Origin of the sequence: Verminephrobacter aporrectodeae subsp. tuberculatae (assembly GCF_026127385.1) — a bacterium.
GTDB classification, from domain to species: domain Bacteria; phylum Pseudomonadota; class Gammaproteobacteria; order Burkholderiales; family Burkholderiaceae_C; genus Acidovorax; species Acidovorax aporrectodeae.
Genome location: NZ_QZCX01000003.1, coordinates 1,139,110 through 1,153,304, shown reverse-complemented (window position 1 = coordinate 1,153,304; position 14,195 = coordinate 1,139,110). Strand labels below are relative to the sequence as shown.

Annotated in this window: 11 protein-coding genes and 1 pseudogene; 4 read left to right on the top strand and 8 right to left on the bottom strand. The window is 68.1% G+C overall.

The genetic code is table 11. The features are described 5' to 3' along the window. Positions 1-99: 99 nt before the first annotated feature. Positions 100-942, top strand: a complete 843-nt coding sequence (locus tag D5041_RS20200; RefSeq protein ID WP_265285599.1) for a UPF0149 family protein — start codon at positions 100-102, stop codon at positions 940-942. Positions 943-999: 57 nt separating this feature from the next. Here D5041_RS20200 and thiL read toward each other — a convergent pair whose 3' ends face one another. Next, positions 1,000-1,974 (bottom strand): thiamine-phosphate kinase, encoded by a 975-nt coding sequence (gene thiL / locus D5041_RS20195; RefSeq protein WP_265285598.1) that lies wholly within the window; start codon positions 1,972-1,974, stop codon positions 1,000-1,002. A 28-nt stretch (positions 1,975-2,002) separates the two neighbouring features. Further along, positions 2,003-2,878 carry a LysR family transcriptional regulator gene (locus D5041_RS20190; protein ID WP_265285597.1) on the bottom strand — a complete coding sequence of 292 codons (876 nt, stop codon included), beginning with the start codon at positions 2,876-2,878 and terminating at the stop codon, positions 2,003-2,005. A gap of 122 nt (positions 2,879-3,000) precedes the next feature. On the opposite strand from D5041_RS20190, the gene D5041_RS20185 reads away from it, so the two are divergent. Then, the gene (locus D5041_RS20185) at positions 3,001-3,918 is read left to right on the top strand and encodes a DMT family transporter (RefSeq protein ID WP_265285596.1); all 918 of its coding nucleotides are present in this window, start codon (positions 3,001-3,003) and stop codon (positions 3,916-3,918) included. A 7-nt stretch (positions 3,919-3,925) separates the two neighbouring features. Here the strand turns inward: D5041_RS20185 and D5041_RS20180 are convergent, their stop codons facing one another. From D5041_RS20180 to mutS, 6 genes are all read right to left on the bottom strand, one after another. Next, positions 3,926-4,699: a ferredoxin--NADP reductase gene (locus tag D5041_RS20180; RefSeq protein ID WP_010104156.1), complete on the bottom strand. Its 774-nt coding sequence runs from the start codon at positions 4,697-4,699 to the stop codon at positions 3,926-3,928. A gap of 186 nt (positions 4,700-4,885) precedes the next feature. Next, positions 4,886-6,628 (bottom strand): thiamine pyrophosphate-binding protein, encoded by a 1,743-nt coding sequence (locus D5041_RS20175; RefSeq protein ID WP_265285595.1) that lies wholly within the window; start codon positions 6,626-6,628, stop codon positions 4,886-4,888. After that, entirely contained in the window at positions 6,625-7,533 is a 909-nt protein-coding gene (locus D5041_RS20170; protein WP_265285594.1) for an amino acid ABC transporter substrate-binding protein, read from the bottom strand. The genes D5041_RS20175 and D5041_RS20170 overlap by 4 nt, the downstream gene beginning before the upstream one ends. Positions 7,534-7,595: 62 nt before the next feature. Further along, positions 7,596-9,131 (bottom strand): L-piperidine-6-carboxylate dehydrogenase, encoded by a 1,536-nt coding sequence (gene amaB / locus D5041_RS20165; protein WP_265285593.1) that lies wholly within the window; start codon positions 9,129-9,131, stop codon positions 7,596-7,598. 40 nt (positions 9,132-9,171) lie between these two features. Beyond that, positions 9,172-9,999 carry a proteasome-type protease gene (locus tag D5041_RS20160; protein WP_010104160.1) on the bottom strand — a complete coding sequence of 276 codons (828 nt, stop codon included), beginning with the start codon at positions 9,997-9,999 and terminating at the stop codon, positions 9,172-9,174. Between the two features lie 52 nt (positions 10,000-10,051). Continuing rightward, the gene (gene mutS, locus D5041_RS20155) at positions 10,052-12,667 is read right to left on the bottom strand and encodes a DNA mismatch repair protein MutS (protein ID WP_265285592.1); all 2,616 of its coding nucleotides are present in this window, start codon (positions 12,665-12,667) and stop codon (positions 10,052-10,054) included. A gap of 154 nt (positions 12,668-12,821) precedes the next feature. Here mutS and D5041_RS22220 point away from each other — a divergent pair. Beyond that, positions 12,822-13,064: pseudogene (locus D5041_RS22220) on the top strand (IS3-like element ISAzo10 family transposase); the annotation flags it as partial. Between the two features lie 319 nt (positions 13,065-13,383). Continuing rightward, entirely contained in the window at positions 13,384-14,067 is a 684-nt protein-coding gene (locus D5041_RS22295; protein ID WP_498063237.1) for an IS1634 family transposase N-terminal domain-related protein, read from the top strand. Positions 14,068-14,195 lie beyond the last annotated feature (128 nt).

Below are 14,195 nucleotides of genomic sequence, written 5' to 3'. Positions count from 1 at the left end.
GAATCAGGCTTGGTGGCTGGAAAATGCGACTTCATTCAATTGGCAAGGTTTGCTCTCCCCTCTCTCCCTCCCTTCTCCCCCATGACCGCAGAATCTCCGATGACTGAAGAATCCACCCTCCCCATTGCGAACTCCCAAGGACGCTATACGACGGCCCTGGGGCCGGATGACAAGGATGAACTCGAGGGCATCCTCGACGGACTGGCCTCGCGGGGTGGGGAAGATATTCCCTGCTGGGAGTTTTGCGACGGGTTTCTCACGGCGCTGGTTTGCTGTCGCCGCCCGATTCCACCGGCCGAATACCTGCCCGTGCTGTTCGGGGATGATGGCGCCAGGTTGGAGGTGGTCGAAGGCGAGCCGCTCCCCTGGGTGCCTGTTTTTGCCGACGCCGCCCAGCAAACCCGCTTCATGCAGCTATGGACCCGCCGCTGGAACGAAGTGGTCAGCCAACTCGACATCGGCTTGGAAACGATGGTCGACGAGTACGAATTTCAGCCCGGGGTCCTGGACATGCGCGGTGCCATGGCCGACCTGAGCGACGAGGAGCGCGCCGAGATGGGCGAAGACTATGTGGTCCCGCCGCTTGGCCAGTTGTGGGCGCGGGGCTTTCTGTTTGCCGTGAAAAACTGGATCGATGACTGGGAGATCCCGGACGACAGGGAAGCCATCCAATGGCAGGACCGTGCGCTCGATGAGATCGCCGCCTTGCTCGAGGACGACACCGGTGTACCCGAGGTCGGTGCAATCGAAGACGGCCCGCTGAGCACCAGCCGGGCGCGCGTAGCGGTCTTCTGCAAGGCGGCCCAGGCTGCGTACGCACTGCGCCAGCTTGGCAAGGTCCTGGGCGCGCGCATGGCGATCGCGCAAAAGGTTTTCAAGCCAGGCCGGAACGACCCATGTCCCTGCGGCAGCGGCAAGAAGTACAAGAAGTGCCACGGCTGATGCGCTTGCCCCCAAGTGGCCTGCACCATCCCCAGGCAAGAGGGGGCGGGCGGCGTTTCATTGGAAGTGATCAAACGATGCGTAGCGGTTGACCACCGGCTGCCCCTGCGCATCCACCAGCCGCAGGCCCGGCTCGGCCTGCACTGCGCCGATGCGGGCCACGGGTGTGGCGCTGGCCTGCGCGGCGGCGGCCACTGCGGCGCGCAGCGCGGGCGGTGCGGTGAAGGCCAATTCGTAGTCGTCGCCCCCGGCCAGGGTGCATTGCCGCAGCAATTCGGGGTCCAGAGCGCTGCTGGCGCTGGTTTCCCTGGCGCTTTCGGCCATCAGCTGGCTTGTGGCCCGGGTGTCGATGCAGGCCCCCACGCCCGAGGCTCGGAGAATATGCGCGAGGTCGCCGAGCAGGCCGTCGCTCAGATCCACGGCACTGCTGGCAATGCCGCGCAGGGCCTGGCCCAGGGCCAGGCGCGGGGTGGGCAGTTCCAGCCGCTGGCGCGCGCGCGCCAACGGCTCGGCGGGCAATGCGATATGGCCCTGCAGCGCGAGCAAGGCCAGCCGGGCATCGCCCAGGCTGCCGCTGGCGTAGATGTCGTCGCCGGGCCGGGCGCCGCTGCGCAGCAGGGCTTGGCCGGCGGGCAGTTCGCCGAACACGGTGATGCAGATATTCAGCGGACCCCGCGTGGTGTCGCCGCCCACCAGTTCGCAGCCATGGGAATCGGCCAGCGCGAGCAGCCCGCGTGCAAAACCCGCCAGCCAGGCCGGATCGACGCAGGGCAGCGCGAGCGCCAGCGTGAACGCCAGCGGGCGCGCGCCGCAGGCGGCCAAGTCCGACAGGTTCACCGCCAGCGCCTTGTGGCCCAGACGTTCGGGCGCGACGTCGGCAAAAAAATGTCGGCCTGCCACCAGCATGTCGCTGGAGACGGCCAATTGCATGCCGGGCGCCGGCAGCAGCAGCGCGCAGTCGTCGCCCACACCCAGCGCGGCCCGGCGCACGGGGCGGGTGAAGTAGTGGGCGATGAGCTCAAACTCGGTCATTGCGGTCCGGAAAATTTTGCACAGATCCTCATGGCGACATGGTCCGGCACTTGAGCAGGACCCGGGACAGCGCCAGGATGCTCGGCCCGGGCGCATTCTTGCGCCAGATCAAGCGCGTCAGGGCGCGGCTGTATGGGGGTGGCAGGGCATGGACGCTCAAGCGCTCGCGTTCGACATAGGTGCCGAGCACGCTGCGCGGCACCAGGGCGATTCCCATGCCGACCGCCACGCAGCCGAGGATCAGATGGTAGGAGCCGACCTCGACGACGCGCTGCGGTTTGGTGCGCGCGCGGCGCAACCAGTCCTCCAGGCGTTGGCGGTGCGGGCAGCCGGGGTGGAAGGCGAGGATCGTCTTCACCGGGACGTCCTTGGGCGAGCGGATGCGCGGGTGTCTGGCCTCGGCAATGAGGACCAGTTCCTCTTCGTAGATCGGCATCGAATCCAGGCGCTTGTCGGATACCGGGTCGGTGACCAGCGCCGCGTCCAGCCGGGCGTGCAGCACCCGCTGGACCAACTCGCGCGGATCACCGGAATACAGTTCCAGGGCCACCTCCGGGTACATCTCGTGGAACAGGCCCAGGGGCTGCGGCAGGCGCACCGCCGCCGTGCTCTCCATCGTCCCGAGTCGCAGTACCCCCTTGGGCTGGTCGTCGCGCGTCGCCTGCGAGGCCTGCTCGGCGAGGTCGAGCAGCCTCTGCGCATAGTCCATGAGCACCTTGCCGGCGGGCAGTAGCTGCAAGCTACGGCCCTCGCGCAGAAACAGCGGCACGCCGAGCTTTTCTTCCAACTGCCGAATGCGCACGGTGACGCTGGACTGAGCGCGGTGCAGGGTTTGCGCGGCCCGGTTGATGCCCCCGGCCTGCACGACGGCCAGAAAGGTACGCAGGTCAGAGAGTTCAAACATATCTGATTTCCAGAACGATCCATTCACCATAATTCATTTTGCGCGATTCGGCGCAGGGCGTACATTCGGTCCGAATTCGGCCCATGCCTTGGGCCGCTCACCCAGAAAACAGGGATGGAACCATGAAGATTGGCCGCGTTGCAATGGCGTCGAACACCTGGGGCGTCGGCGTGCTGTGCGGCCTTGCGGTCGCGCTGATCTGGTCGGGCTGGTCGGTGGCAACGCGCTTTGCGATGAAAACCGAGCTCGCACCGGCCGACGTGACTTTTCTCCGCTTCGGGGTTTCCGCGCTCTTCCTGTGGCCCATCTTGTTGCGCCATGGGTTCGGCTTCCAGCGGATCGGCATTGCGAGGGTCTGCATCATGCTGGTCGGTGCCGGCGTGCCGTTCATGATGCTGGCGTCCGTCGGCATGCGTTTTGCCCCGGCATCGCACGCCGCCACGCTGATGATTGGCATGATGCCGATCTTCGTGGCGGTGTTGTCCGCGCTCTTTTTCAAAGAGAGGTTCAGCCGCATGCAGCTGTGCGGGCTGGCCGTGGTGATTGTTGGCGCCGCCTGCATGGGCGGCCAGGCGTTGATCGTCCACCGGGCCGACGGCCAGTGGCGGGGCGATCTGCTGTTTCTTTGCGCGGGGCTGCTGTTTGCCAGCTATACGGTGGTGCAGCGGCGTTCCGGAATCAGTCCGTGGCACGCGACAGCGCTGGTGAACGTCGGCTCGGGGCTGATCTTTGCACCGATTTATTTCCTGTTTTTGCAGCCGGGCATTTTTGCTGCGCCGGTGCCGGAGCTGTTGTTCCAGGTGTTTGCGCAAGGCATTTGCGTCGCCATTCTCGCGATGTTCTTCTACGCCGAAGCGGTGCGCCGGCTCGGCGCGCCGCGCGCAGCGATCTTCGGGGCCCTGGCGCCGGCCCTGGCCGTGCTGATGGGCATTCCCGTTCTGGGCGAATTCCCCGGTGGCGCGGGCTTGGCCGGAATCGTCCTGGTGATGGCGGGTGTCGTTCTGGTGGTGACGGGGGTCCGGCCCGCCAAGCCTGCCTGACCCGGGCTTATTGCTCGGCAAAGGCGCGTTCGATCACGAAGTCGCCGGGCCGGGTGGTGTTGCCTTCCTTGAAGCCGCGCTCGTGCACCATCTGCTTGAGGTCGCGCAGCATCTCCGGGCTGCCGCAGATCATCACCCGGTCGTGCATCGGGTCCAGCGCGGGCAGGTCCAGGTCGCGCGCCAGCTGGCCGTTGTCGATCACGCTGGTCGGGCGGCCCTGGTGCCTGAAGGGCTCGCGCGTCACCGTGGGGTAGTACTTGAGCTGGCGCTGCACCATGTCGCCGAGCAGTTCGTGCCGGGGCAGTTCCTGCGTGAGGTAGTCGTGGTAGGCCAGCTCTCTGACGGCGCGCACGCCGTGGACCAGGATCACCTGCCCGAACTTCTCGTAGGTCTCGGGGTCGCGGACCAGGCTCAGGAACGGCGCCACGCCGGTGCCGGTGGCCAGCAGGTACAGGCGCTTGCCCGGGAGCAGGTAGTCGATGAGCAGCGTGCCGGTGGGCTTTTTGCCGATCACGATCGGATCGCCCACCTGGATATGTTGCAGCCGCGAGGTCAGCGGGCCGTCGGGCACCTTGATGCTCAAAAATTCCAGGTGCTCTTCGTAGTTCGGGCTCACGATGCTGTAGGCGCGCAGCAGGGGCTTGCCGTTCACGCGCAGGCCGAGCATCGTGAAATGCCCATTGGAAAAGCGCAGCGCGGCGTTGCGCGTGGTGGTGAAGGAGAACAGGCGGTCGGTCCAGTGGTGGACGCTCAGGACGTGTTCTTCGAGAAAGGCGCTCATGGTGCTTGGGGGGGCGGGGAGGGTTGAGAAACAGGGAAGAAGCCAGGGCATGGGGGGGGGCTGAAATCCGCGCCTTCTCAGGCCGGATGAACGGCCTGCATTGTTTCGCATCCGGCTTCGGAGCCCCGCGGCGTCCATATGATGCCCCACCGGCCGGGCCATGCAATCTGCCGGCTTCGGGGGAATTTACAAATCGGGATTGTCCTTGGCCAGCGCGGCCGCGCGCAGGCCCTGCAGCGTTCCCGTGGGCGTGATGGCCTCGGGGTCGATCAGGCAGTGCAGCACGCTGGGCAGGCCGCTGGCGCGCGCACGCGCCAGCGCGGGGGCGAAGTCCTCGGTGCGTTCCACGCGCTCGCCATGGCCGCCAAAGGCCTGGGCGTAGGCTTTGAAGTCGGGGTTCTTGAGTTGCGTGGCGCTGACGCGGCCCGGGTATGCGCGCTCCTGGTGCATGCGGATGGTGCCGTACATGCCGTTGTCCAGCAGCAGCACGGTGATGGGCAGGCCGTATTGCACGGCGGTGGCGAATTCCTGGCCGTGCATCAGAAAGTCGCCGTCGCCCGCAAACACCAGCACCTCGCGCTGCGGCCACAGGCGCTTGGCGCCCACGCCGGCGGGCAGGCCGTAGCCCATGGAGCCGCTGGTGGGCGCCAACTGGCTGGCGTAGCAGGTAAACGGCCAGAAGCGGTGCAGCCAGGTGGCGAAGTTGCCCGCGCCGTTGCACAGGATGGTGTTCGCGGGCAGCGTGGCGCGCAGGTGCTGCATCACCTGGCCCATTTGCAGCGCACCCGGAATGCGGATGGGCGCCGGGTCGCTCCACGCCAGGTACTCGGCGTGCGCGGCCCGGGCATGCTCCTGCCATGGCACGGCGGCCTGCGGGCGCACGCCGTCGAGCGCTGCGGCAAAGGCCTGCGGCGTGGCGTGGATGGCCTGCGCGGGGCGGTAGAGCTTGCCCAGTTCATCGGCGTCGGCGTGCACGTGCACCAGGGGCTGCGCGGGGTTGGGAATGGCCAGCAGTTCGTAGCCTTGCGCTGGCACCTCGGACAGGCGCCCGCCCAGCAGCAGCAGCAGGTCGGACGCGCGGATGCGCGCCAGCAGCCCGGGGTTCGCCCCCAGACCCAGGTCGCCTCCGTAGCAGGCGTGGCTGGCCGGAAACAGCATTTGCCGCCGGAACGAGCAGTACACCGGCAGCGACCAGGCCGCGGCGAACGCCGCGAACCTGCGCACCGCGGGTTCCGACCAGCGGCTGCCGCCCAGAATGGCCACGGGCTGCCGGGCGTCCTGCAGGCGCCGGGTCAACTCGGCCATCTGCGCGGCGCCCGGGTGCGTTTCCGTGACCTGGCAGGGCAGGGCGTCGGCGACCGTGGCGGTCTCGGTGAGCATGTCCTCGGGCAGCGCCACCACCACGGGGCCGGGGCGGCCCGAGGTGGCGACGTGGAAGGCGCGCGAGAGCAGTTCGGGAACGCGCGCCGGGTCGTCGATCTGCACCACCCACTTGGCCATGCTGCCGAATACGGCGCCGCAATCGATCTCCTGGAACGCCTCGCGCCCCATGGCGTTGCGCGCCACCTGGCCGACGAACAGGATCAATGGCGTCGAATCCTGGTGCGCGATGTGCACCCCGGCGGACGCATTCGTCGCCCCCGGACCGCGCGTCACGAAGCAGATTCCGGGACGGCCCGTGAGCTTGCCCTGGGCCTCGGCCATCATCGCCGCGCCGCCCTCCTGGCGGCACACGGTGAGCTCGATGCGCGCGCCGTGCAAGGCGTCGAGCACGGCGAGGTAGCTCTCACCCGGAACGCAAAAGAGCTGCTCGACGCCGTGCACGAGGAGTTGGTCCACCAGGATCTGGCCGCCCGTGCGCGCAGGGGTGGCAAGCGCTGCGCGCGTGCCGTGGCCCGGCGGAATCGATGCGGTGCGGGCAGAGGTCATTTGAGGTAGGTCTCCAGGGGCTTGTCGTTCGGGCTGGCGATCAGCGCCTTGAGCGCGGCGCCCATGGGCAGGTTCAGGCTCAGGTTCTTCGGCGGGATCGGGGTGGTGAACCACTTGGCGTAGATTTTCTCCAGCTCGCCGGTCTGCATCAGGCGCGTGAGCACGCCGTCCACTGCGGCCTTGAAAGCCGGGTCGTCCTTGCGAAACAGCAGGGCGATGGGCTCGGCACCCAGGGGCTCGCCCACGATGCGGAAGTCGCCGGGGTTCTTCGCACCGGCAATCACGCCGGCGAGCAGGTTGTCGTCGAGCACGAAGGCGTCCGCACGGCCGGACTCCAGCAGCAGAAAGCTCTCGGCGTGGTCCTTGCCCAGCAGGATGTTCATCGGGGTGCCGAGCGCGCGCTCCTGCCTGCGCAGCATCTGCACCGCCGTGGTCCCCGTGGACGCGGCCACCGTGCGCCCGCCCAACTGGCTGATGGAGCGGATGGCCGAATCGGCGCGCACCGCCATGCGCACTTCGCTCACGTAGGTGGTCACGGCAAAGGCCACCTGCTGCTGGCGCGCGGTGTTGTTCGTGGTCGGGCCGCAGCCGATGTCGAGCGTGCCGTTTTGCACCAGCGCCAGCGTGCTCTGCGCGGTGGCGGCCAGGTATTCGAGCTTCGCATCGGGCGCGATCTCCCGGAGCACGCGCTCGCACAGCTCCACGTGGTAGCCCACGTATTTCTCGTTCGCGCCCAACGCATAGGCCATGGGAGGCGAGGCCTCGCGCACGCCCAGCACGGCCCGGCCGCTGGTGCGGATCTTGTCCAGCGTGCCCTGCGCTGCCCCGGACGTCTGGGCGCACAGGAGACCGAACAGGAGGGTGGCCGCTGCGGCGATCGCTGGGGTTGCGGGGAAAAGGGTCATGCCGTCTCTCCTGGAGTCAGGCCGAGCGCCCCTGGTGGAGGGCGACGCGGGGGTGTTGCACGTCAATCGCCGATGTCGAAAGCCACGCCCTGCGCCAGCGGCAGCGCGCTGGAGTAGTTGATGGTGTTCGTCGCACGGCGCATATAGGCTTTCCAGCTGTCGGAGCCGGCTTCGCGGCCACCGCCGGTCTCCTTCTCGCCGCCAAAGGCACCGCCAATCTCGGCGCCGCTCGGGCCGATGTTCACGTTCGCGATGCCGCAGTCCGACCCGGTCGCCGACATGAAGCGCTCGGCCTCGCGCACGTCGAGGGTGAAGATTGACGACGACAGGCCCGCGCCCACCGCGTTGTTCCACGCAATCGCGTCATCGAGCGACTGGTAGCGCAGCACGTACAGGATGGGGGCAAAGGTCTCGTGCAGCGCCGGGCCCATGTGTTGGGCCAGTTCCACCAGCGCGGGCCGCACGTAGTAGGCAGCGTCGCCGGCAATGCCCGCCTCCCGGTGGCCGCCATGCACCGTGGCGTTGAGCGCGCGGCTCTGCAGCAGCGCGGCCTGCATGTCGTCAAACGCCGTGCGGTCGATCAGCGGGCCCACCAGCGTGCCGGGCGTGCGCGGGTCGCCCACCGGCACGCGGTCGTACACCGCGATCAGCCGGGGCACCAGGGCGTCGTACACGCTGTCGTGCACGAACAGGCGGCGCAGCGTGGTGCAGCGTTGGCCGGCCGTTCCCATCGCGGAAAAGGCAAGGCCGCGCAGTGCCAGGTCCAGGTCGGCCGAGGGCGCAACGATGGCGGCGTTGTTCCCCCCCAGTTCCAGAATGCCGCGCGCAAAGCGCGCCGCCAGACGCGGCCCCACGGCGCGCCCCATGGCGCTGGAGCCGGTGGCCGAGAGCACGGCCACGCGGGCGTCGTCGACGAGCAGCTGGCCCAGCGCGCGCGCGCCGATGAGCAGTTCCAGCAGGCCCTCGGGCGCAGCGCCGAAGCGCGCCAGCGCGCGCCGGGCGATGGCGTGCACGGCCAGGGCGGTCAGCGGGGTCTTCTCGGACGGCTTGCACACCACCGGGTCGCCGCACACCAGCGCCAGCGCGGCGTTCCAGGACCACACGGCGACGGGGAAGTTGAAGGCGGTGATCACGCCGCACACGCCCAGCGGATGCCAGGTTTCCATCATGCGGTGGCCGGGGCGCTCGGTGGCGATGCCCAGGCCGTACAGCTGGCGCGACAGGCCCACGGCAAAGTCACAGATGTCGATCATCTCCTGCACCTCGCCCAGCCCTTCGGAAGGTATCTTGCCGACCTCCAGCGTCACCAGCAGGCCCAGGTCGGCCTTGGCCGCGCGCAGTTCCTCCCCGAGCAGGCGCACCAGCTCGCCCCGGCGCGGCGCGGGCACGCTGCGCCACACCAGAAACGCCGCGTGCGCCCGGCCAATGGCGGCCGAGGCTTCGGCCAGCGTGGACTGCGGCACGGCGCCGATGGCCTCGCCCGTGATGGGGGAGTGCACCAACAGATCGCCCCCCGTGTACGCCGCCCGGGGCACGCCCAGGCGTTGCAGCAGTTGATCGACATCGTGCGCGAGGGACGTGGCTGGGGGGGTGGACATGGCGGCTTTCGCGGTCAAAGGGCAGGGGGCGCGGCGCGGCTCAGATGAGCTTGTCCAGCGGGTTGGTGATTTTCTTGAGCGGCCCGCTGCGCGCCGGGGGCACCATGAGGGGCACCTGGGTCGATCCGCCGTTCCAGGCCGGGTCTTCGATGCTGTCGAACACCTGACGCAGCTTCTGCCCCCAGCTGTCGTGCAGCATGCGAAAGTAGGGGTTGTGCTCGTCGATGCAGATCAGCTTGTCGGTGGCAAAGCGGCCCACCTCGTAGACGACCAGGTCCAGCGGCAGGCCCACGGACAGGTTGGACTTGAGCGTGCTGTCCATGGACACGAGCGCGCATTTGGCGGCCTCGTTCAACGGGGTTTCGGGCGTCAGCACCCGGTCGAGCACGGGCTTGCCGTATTTCGACTCGCCGACCTGGAAGTAGGGCGTCTCGGACGTGGCCTCGATGAAGTTGCCGGCCGAGTAGACCTGGAACAGGCGCATGCCCTCGCCCTGGATCTGGCCGCCGAACAGGATGGATACGTTGAATTCCACGCCCGCGCTCTGGAGCGCCGCGCCGTCGCGCTCGTGCACATGGCGCACGGCTGCGCCCAGCACGCGGACGGCGTCGAACATGCTGGTGGCGTTCCAGATTGTGATCGGCTCGCCGGATTCGCCGTTCTTGATCTGCTCGGTCTGGAGGATTTCGCGCACCGACTGCGAGATCGACAAATTGCCCGCGGAGAGCAGCACCATGAAGCGCTCGCCCGCTTTCTCATAGACGATCATCTTGCGAAACGAGCTGATCTGGTCCAGTCCGGCGTTGGTGCGGGAGTCGGAGAGGAAGACCAGCCCGGCGTTGAGTTTGATGGCGACGCAGTACGTCATGGCAATGCATGCGAGAGAAATCCTGTGGGGACAGGAGTGTAGTGCCGCGCCCTCAGCCGCCCGCCAGCCTCTTGAGTTGGTACAGCGCGTCCAGCGCCTCGCGCGGGCTGAGCGCGTCGGGGGCTATTTGGGCGAGCGCGGCTTCCACCGGGCTGGGGGCCGCAGTCGGGGGGATTTCCGGGGCGGCGAACAGGTCGATCTGCAATTTGCCTTCGTCGGCCCGCGCCTCCAGCACCGCGAGCGCATGGCGCGCGTGCTGCAGCACGGGGGCCGGCATTCCCGCGAGCCGGGCCACCTGGATGCCGTAGCTGCGGCTCGCCGGGCCGGGCTGGATCTCGTGCAGGAAGACGATGTCGGCCCCGGACTCGGTCGCGCTCACATGCATGTTGATCGCGTGGCGGGCCTTGGCGGGCAGCTCGGTGAGCTCGAAGTAATGCGTGGCAAACAGCGCGAAGGCGCGGGTCCTGTCGTGCAAATGCGTCGCGATGCCGCTGGCCAGCGCCAGGCCGTCGAAGGTGCTGGTGCCGCGGCCGATCTCGTCCATCAGCACCAGGCTGTGCGCCGTCGCGGCGTGCAGGATCTGCGCGGCCTCGGTCATCTCCAGCATAAAGGTCGATTGCGCGTTCGCCAGGTCGTCGGCGGCGCCGATGCGCGTGTGGATCGCGTCGATCGGCCCCAGGCGGCAGCTGGCGGCCGGCACATGGCTGCCCATGCCGGCGAGCAGCACGATGAGCGCCACCTGGCGCATATACGTCGATTTGCCGCCCATGTTCGGGCCGGTGATGATCTGCATGCGGGTGTTCGCGTTCAGCCGCGTGTGGTTCGCGATGAAGCTGCCGCTCGAGGTTTCGGCCAGCCGCGCCTCGACCACCGGGTGGCGACCGCCCTCGATTTCGATGCAGGGCTCGGGCATGAACTGCGGCGCGCACCAGTTCAGCGTGAGCGAGCGCTCGGCCAGCGTGCACAGCACGTCCAGCGTGGCCAGCGCCCGGGCCAGGCGGGTGAGCGCGGGAACATGCGCCTGGAGCCGGTCCAGGATCTGCTCGTAGAGCCATTTCTCGCGCGCCAATGCACGCTCGCCGGCGGACAGGGCCTTGTCTTCAAAGGCCTTGAGCTCGGGCGTGATGAAGCGCTCGGCGTTCTTCAGCGTCTGGCGGCGGCGGTAGTCGTCGGGGACGCGGTCGAGGTGGCTGCTCGTGACCTCGATGTAGAAGCCATGCACCTTGTTGAACTGCACGCGCAGGTTGGCGATTCCGGTGCGCGCTTTCTCGCGCGTCTCCAGAGCCAGCAGGAAGGCGTCGCAGTCGGTCTGTATGGCGCGCAGCTCGTCCAGTTCGGCGTCGAAGCCGGGCGCGATCACGCCGCCGTCGCGCACCAGCGCCGCGGGCTCCGGGGCAATCGCGGATTCCAGCAGCTCGGTGCAGTCTGCGGGCGGGTGCAGATGGCCAAAAATTTGCGCCAGATACGGCTCGGGCGCGCGCTCATCGAGCGCCAGCAGCGCGGCTTTTTGCAGCGTCCGGCCCAGCGCCAGCAGTTCGCGCGGGCGCACCTGGCGCAGCGCGATGCGCGCGGTGATGCGCTCCACGTCGCTCACGCCCCGGAGCTTGTCGCGCAAGGTGGCCCAGGGGTCGGCGCCAGCGCCCGCGCCGCCCCGCAGCGCCGTGGTCGCGGACAGGCGCTGACGCGCCTCGGCGCGGTCGCGGCGCGGCTCCAGCAGCCAAGTCTTGAGCAGCCGGCTGCCCATTCCCGTCATGCAGGTGTCGAGCAGCGAAAAGAGCGTGGGCGCATCGTCGCCGCGCAGGGTCTTGACCAGTTCCAGGTTGCGCCGCGTGCTCGCGGGCAGGTCGATCAGCTCGTCGCCCCGCTGCACCTGCACGCTGTGCACATGGGTCAGGGCACGGCCCTGGGTGTGCTCCGCGTAGGCCAGCAGCCCGGCCGCGGCGGCGTGCGCTGCGCCCAGGTCCTGCGCGCCCCAGCCCTGCAGGCTGGCCGCGCCCAGGTTTTCGAGCAGCTTGCGCGCGCCCAGCGCGCTGTCGAACTGCCATTCGGGCCGGGGGCTCATGGGGCATGTGAAGGCACCGTCCTGGCGCAGCGCCTGCAATTGCTGCTCGAAGCGCTCCGTCACGCCCGCGCTGTGGATGAGCTCGCAGGGCGCGACGCGGGCCAGCCAGGCGCCGAGCTCGTCGTGCGCGCATTCGGTCAGATGGATGCAGCCCTGCGTCAGGCTGAGCCAGGCCAAGCCGCAGCGCGCGCGCGGCGCCTGGTGCACGGCCAGCAGCAGCGTCTCGGACTTGTCCGGCAGCAGTTCGGCATCGGTCAGCGTTCCGGGCGTGACCACGCGCACCACCTTGCGCTCCACCGGCCCCTTGGCCGCAGTCACCTCGCTCACCTGTTCGGCGATGGCCACCGACTCGCCCATCCTGATCAGGCGCGCGAGGTAGTTCTCCAGCGCATGAAAGGGCACGCCCGCCATCACCACCGGTTGTCCGCCCGACTGGCCGCGCTGCGTGAGCGCAATGCCCAGCAGGCGCGCAGCCTTTTCCGCGTCGGCGTAGAACAGCTCGTAGAAATCGCCCATGCGGTAGAGCACGAGCGTCTCGGGGTACCCGGCCTTCAGGGCCAGGTATTGCTGCATCATGGGGGTGTGGTGTTCGCGCGGATCGGACATGCAGGCGGTGGCAGAAATGGGGCAAATGGAGCCAATGGGGCGTAAGACTGTAACAGTTAGCCCCTGGGCCATTGCCACGGGTTTGGTTTCCCGCCTGCGTTTTGGCATCCTTTGAAAAAGTCATGATGAAGGCCGTCGTGGAAGCCTTCAAGACTGCAAGACCGCCGGCATTGATCTGCGCACCCTGCCGCGCTGGCAGGCTTACGCAGGGCTGACGGCCGCCCGCAAGCCGTCAGCCCCTGCCCAGCCGCTCGGCCGACTGCTGGCCGTGGCCAACGAACCGCGCTTCGCGGACATGCCCCCGGCACGCATCGTGCCCATGCTCGCCGACGAAGGCGTCTACTTGGCCAGCGAGTCCAGCTTCGCGCGGGTGCTGCGCGCGCCCCATACATCCAGGCCGTGAGCCTCAACCCTGAACACGATTCGGTCATCAAGACGCATTCCAGGGAACAGGATATTCAGCCGATGGCTGAGGCGACAACTATCGGCTCTTCGTCGTTTCGTGTGGGACACAACAACCTCGGATCACCCCAACGGGAGCGAAGCGCTGCGCGCGCCGATGATTAGCCTGAAGTTCCCCGCCCTTTCGCCCCGGGCGACCGCTTCCCAAGTTCGCGCCAGCATGGAGGAAATCGACTTTTCAGGCATTTTCAGGCTCAAAAATAGAGTCACCAAAATACTCGCACTGAAAGCGAGATTGACGTAGAGGTCGACCCATGCCAGCCCGCACCGGAGCCGTTCACGTCGCGACCACAACGCGCAAGTACAAGGACAAGGTCTACCGCACCCACTTGCTGCGCCGCAGCTATCGCGAGGACGGCAAGGTCAAGAACGAGACCCTGGGCAATCTGTCGCATTTGCCCGAGTCCTTGATCGACATCATTCGCCGCTCGCTGCAGGGCGAGACCTTCGTCGCCACTGCCGATACGTTCGAGATCGTGCGCTCGCGCGCGCATGGCCACGTGCAGGCCGTCAGCGTCGCCATGCAGCGCTTGGGGCTGGCGTCCGTGCTCGCTCGTGCGCCCAGCCGCGAGCGTAATTTGGTGCTGGCCATGGTGGCCGTGCGCATCGTCTCGCCCGACACCCAACTGGCCACCACGCGGCAGTGGCACTCCAGCACCTTGGCCGAGGACTTCGGCGTGCTCGACGCCGAAGAGGACGATCTGTGCGCCGCCATGGATTGGCTGCTCGAGCGCCAAGAGAGCATCGAGCAAGCGCTCGCCACGCGCCACCTGCGCGCGGGGGGGCCTGGCGTTGTACGACCTGTCCTCCAGCGACTTCGAGGGCCACTGCTGTCCGCCGGCCCAGCGCCGTACGTTGCAACTGAACTACGGCCTGCTTACCGATGTCCGCGGCTGCCCGGTGGCCGTCTCGGTGTTCGATGGCAACACCGCCGATAGCCTGAGCTTCTTGCCGGCAGTGCAGCAGGTGCGTCAGCGCTTTGGCCTCGATCAGGTGGTCATGGTCGGCGACCGGGGCACGATCTCCGGCAAGGCGATTTCCGGGATGCGCAGCGACGACGGCGTCG

Coding starts and splice junctions, on each gene's coding strand:
- D5041_RS20200 (WP_265285599.1), top strand. CDS start 100: ATGACTGAAGAATCCACCCTCCCCATTGCGAACTCCCAAGGACGCTAT.
- thiL (WP_265285598.1), bottom strand. CDS start 1,974: ATGACCGAGTTTGAGCTCATCGCCCACTACTTCACCCGCCCCGTGCGC.
- D5041_RS20190 (WP_265285597.1), bottom strand. CDS start 2,878: ATGTTTGAACTCTCTGACCTGCGTACCTTTCTGGCCGTCGTGCAGGCC.
- D5041_RS20185 (WP_265285596.1), top strand. CDS start 3,001: ATGAAGATTGGCCGCGTTGCAATGGCGTCGAACACCTGGGGCGTCGGC.
- D5041_RS20180 (WP_010104156.1), bottom strand. CDS start 4,699: ATGAGCGCCTTTCTCGAAGAACACGTCCTGAGCGTCCACCACTGGACC.
- D5041_RS20175 (WP_265285595.1), bottom strand. CDS start 6,628: ATGACCTCTGCCCGCACCGCATCGATTCCGCCGGGCCACGGCACGCGC.
- D5041_RS20170 (WP_265285594.1), bottom strand. CDS start 7,533: ATGACCCTTTTCCCCGCAACCCCAGCGATCGCCGCAGCGGCCACCCTC.
- amaB (WP_265285593.1), bottom strand. CDS start 9,131: ATGTCCACCCCCCCAGCCACGTCCCTCGCGCACGATGTCGATCAACTG.
- D5041_RS20160 (WP_010104160.1), bottom strand. CDS start 9,999: ATGACGTACTGCGTCGCCATCAAACTCAACGCCGGGCTGGTCTTCCTC.
- mutS (WP_265285592.1), bottom strand. CDS start 12,667: ATGTCCGATCCGCGCGAACACCACACCCCCATGATGCAGCAATACCTG.
- D5041_RS22295 (WP_498063237.1), top strand. CDS start 13,384: ATGCCAGCCCGCACCGGAGCCGTTCACGTCGCGACCACAACGCGCAAG.